Genomic DNA, 3,379 nt, shown 5'->3' with positions numbered 1-3,379 from the left:
GATGCCGACGCCGCCGCGCCCGGGCGGGGTGGCGAGCGCGGCGATCGTGTCCTGGGTGTAGAGTCTTGAGGCCATGGCGCGTCTCTTTGAGAAATGGCGTTAGTGTGAATTCACGGCGCCCGAAACGCCAGACCCCCGCACGGGGCGGGGGTCTGGAGGTCGAGCGCGAGGGCGTTACTTGGTTCGCATGCCCTTGCCGACGGTGGGGTCGTTCTCGATGCGCTTGGTGATGAAGTACTGCTGCGCCACCGAGATGATGTTGTTGACCACCCAGTAGATCACCAGGCCCGCCGGGAACCACAGGAAGAAGAAGGTGAAGATGATCGGCAGAAGCTTCATGATCTTCGCCTGCATCGGATCCGGAGGCGTCGGGTTGAGAAGCTGCTGCACGTACATCGACACGCCCATCAGGATCGGCAGGATGAAGTAGGGGTCCTTCACCGAGAGATCCTGGACCCAGAGCATGAACGGTGCGTGGCGAAGCTCCACGGACTCGAGCAGCATCCAGTACAGGGCGATGAACACCGGCATCTGTACCAGGATCGGAAGACAGCCGCCGAGCGGGTTGATCTTCTCTTTCTGGTAGAACTTCATCATCTCCTGGGACATCTTCTGGCGGTCGTCGCCGTACATCTCCTTGAGACGCTGCATTTCCGGGCCGAGCTTGCGCATGCGCGCCATCGACTTGTACGCCTTGGCGGAGAGCGGGAACAGCGCCGCCTTGACCAGCACGGTCAGCAGCACGATCGACCAGCCCCAGTTACCCACCAGGTCGTGGATCTTGTCGAGCAGCCAGAACAGCGGGTTGGCGATGAACCACAGCCAGCCGTAATCCACGGTCAGCTGAAGATTCGGCGCCACCTGTTCGAGGTAGTCCTGCACCTTCGGGCCCATGTAGAGCGTGGCGCCGAGAGTGGCGTCGCCTTCGGCGGCGATGCTGCTGGTGGGGCCGGCGAAGGCGACCACGTTGCGATCACGCGCGTCGGTGGTGACGTAGTAGAGGTTCTGCTGGTTCTGGGAAGGCGCCCAGGCGGACACGAAGTAGTGCTGGATGATCGCGATCCAGCCGCCCTGGGCTTCGCGGTTCTCGAAGCGGCGGTTCTGGATGTCGGCGAAGTCGATCTTCTCGTAGCGGGTGTCCGGGGTCGAGAAGGCCGCGCCCATGTAGGAGTTCATGCCCAGGGTCACGCCGCTGGACGGGTCGGGGCTGTTGTCGCGGGCGAGCTGGCCGATGAAGCGAGCGGTGACCGGCTCTTCGGTGTTGTTGGCCACGAAGTAGCTGACGTCCACCGCGTAGCTTCCGCGCTCGAAGGTCAGGCGCTTGGTCACGTCGACGCCGTTGACCTCGGCGCGAAGATCGACCTCGAGGGACTGCTCGTCGTTGCCCAGGCGGTATTCGGTGCTCGCCGGCGTGAAGGCGATGCGGCTGGCCTGGCCGTCGAGCTGGATGCCCGAGCGCGCCACGTAGCTGCGCGAGGCGTTGTCGGAGAGCAGCACGTAGTTGCGCTCGGAGTCCAGCGTCATCTTGTGCTGGGGGAGGGCCGCGAAGACGATGTCGCCGCCGTAGGGGTCGATGCGCACGTCCAGCACGTCGGTGGTGACGGCGATGAAGTCACGGCTGGCGGATTCGCTGCCGTTGTCCGTGGGAATCGCCTCGTTGGCGCTGCCCTGGGGGGCATTGGAAGTGGGAACGGCCAGGTCGTTACCGCTGCCGTCGTCGACGCCTTGCTCGCTGCTCTGGCGCTGGGTGATCTCCGGCGTCGAGTCGAAGCTGGTCTGCCCGTAGTCCTGATTCCACTGAACAACCAGAAGATAGGCCAGTACGGCCAGTGGAATCAGCAATAAAAGTCGTTTTACGTCCATGAGGGTTCTGCCCGATGGGTGGTGAACATGCTAATGGCGCAGTGTCATTTCTCGCCCCAAGACACACGAAAGCCTGCCATGAGGCAGGCCGGGGCCGAGCGGCGAGGTGTGCGATCAAGCGCCGTGCGTAACATTAGCAAGCGAGGGAGGCGGCGAGAGTGCAAGCGCATCGCGCGAAAGTCGCTTCCACATGCCGTGCAGCTGGCGGGCGAGCGTTTCATTGTCGATATCCTGCACACCGCGCTTGGCCAGGATCACGATGTCCATGGAAGGCAAACGGTGCTGGCGAAGCCGGACGGATTCTCTGACGAGACGCTTGAAGCGGTTACGGTCGACGGCGAGCTTGACATTCTTCTTGCTGACCACCAGTCCAACGCGAGGATGCCCCCGGGTACTGAGACGCGCGAGCGCCATCATACCTTTGCCGTGGACCTTCAGGTCTGCCTGCTCGAATACGTGGCTGAAATCCCCGGCATTCAGTAAGCGCAAATCCCGGGGAAAGCCTTGGTGCGGCACACGCAATCTGAAATCAGGCGCTCAGACGCTTGCGGCCCTTGGCGCGACGACGGTTGATGACGGCGCGGCCGTTCTTGGTGGCCATGCGAGCACGGAAGCCATGCGCGCGCTTGCGCTTGAGAACGCTGGGTTGAAAAGTGCGTTTCATAACTGGTTATTCCCACGTGGTTTAGGACGAAAGTGAATTCCAAACGACCCGGTCCAGTGGAAGAACTAGCCGGGGAGGTTCAATTCAAGACCGGAAATTGTAGAGACTTCGCGGGCTGGGTGCAATTTTTCCATGCATAAAAAGCGCTAAATATGCTCTAACGCCCCTTAACGTGCCCTCAAGTCGAGGTTTTGACGCCACTATCATTACTAATGAAGTTATTTGAAACCCGTTGTTATTAATAGTGGGGATACTAATTGTGGATAAGTGTCTTTTGAATTTTATTAACAAATGCTTACAAGCATAAAAAATGTGTGCATAAGCCGTTGGAAAACGCTTTGGAAGGTGTGCGCGAGGTGTGCATGGATCCTTGAAAACGACGATTTCGCCTCTCTGTCCTCATGTCGTGCCCGGGTTCTCCCAATGGCTCACGATGAGTTGTCCACAGCCCGGAGCGAGCCCCTTTCGCGTGTGGATAACCGACGCCATGGGCGGTACAATGGTCGGCCGTTTTCAACTGATGGTGAGATGAGTGTCACTCGCGCTTTGGCAACAGTGCCTGGACTATCTGCAGGACGAACTAAGCTCCCAGCAGTTCAACACCTGGATTCGTCCCTTGCAGGCGGAAGAGGGGGAGGCCAACGAGCTCTGCTTGCTGGCGCCCAACCGCTTCGTGCGCGACTGGGTGAGCGACAAGTACGCCAAGCGCATCAGCGAGCTGATTCGTGAGCTCGCGCCCTCCAAGCCTCCCAAGGTGAGCCTGAGCGTGGGCAGCCGTCGCACGGTGGCCGCCGCGCCCCAGCCGCGCGACCTGGGCCATCCGGTGTCCGCCGCCCCGGAGCGGCCCGCGGC

At 61.0% G+C, this 3,379-nt stretch carries 4 protein-coding genes; 1 reads left to right on the top strand and 3 read right to left on the bottom strand.

What is annotated here, in order from left to right; genetic code table 11:
• Positions 1–174: 174 nt before the first annotated feature.
• The 3 genes from yidC to rpmH form a co-directional block, all read right to left on the bottom strand.
• Positions 175–1,863, bottom strand: a complete 1,689-nt coding sequence (gene yidC, locus BIS11_RS13350) for a membrane protein insertase YidC (RefSeq protein WP_253421726.1) — start codon at positions 1,861–1,863, stop codon at positions 175–177.
• 114 nt (positions 1,864–1,977) lie between these two features.
• A complete protein-coding gene (gene rnpA, locus BIS11_RS13345) occupies positions 1,978–2,379 on the bottom strand; it encodes a ribonuclease P protein component (RefSeq protein ID WP_253421730.1) in 402 nt (133 codons plus the stop codon).
• Between the two features lie 13 nt (positions 2,380–2,392).
• Positions 2,393–2,527, bottom strand: coding sequence for a 50S ribosomal protein L34 (rpmH, locus tag BIS11_RS13340; RefSeq protein ID WP_227391295.1), 135 nt, complete (start codon positions 2,525–2,527; stop codon positions 2,393–2,395).
• Positions 2,528–3,059: 532 nt separating this feature from the next.
• On the opposite strand from rpmH, the gene BIS11_RS13335 reads away from it, so the two are divergent.
• Positions 3,060–3,379: DnaA N-terminal domain-containing protein (locus BIS11_RS13335; protein WP_367399213.1), on the top strand; the 320-nt coding region annotated here is incomplete at its 3' end.

The organism is Halomonas sp. 707D4, assembly GCF_024158685.1.
GTDB lineage: Bacteria > Pseudomonadota > Gammaproteobacteria > Pseudomonadales > Halomonadaceae > Vreelandella.
The sequence above is the reverse complement of the archived record's forward strand: the minus strand, read 5'-3'. Positions and strand labels throughout refer to the sequence as shown.

Bases quoted from the DNA above. Each gene is read 5' to 3' on its own strand.
- yidC (WP_253421726.1), bottom strand. From the start codon at position 1,863: ATGGACGTAAAACGACTTTTATTGCTGATTCCACTGGCCGTACTGGCC.
- rpmH (WP_227391295.1), bottom strand. From the start codon at position 2,527: ATGAAACGCACTTTTCAACCCAGCGTTCTCAAGCGCAAGCGCGCGCAT.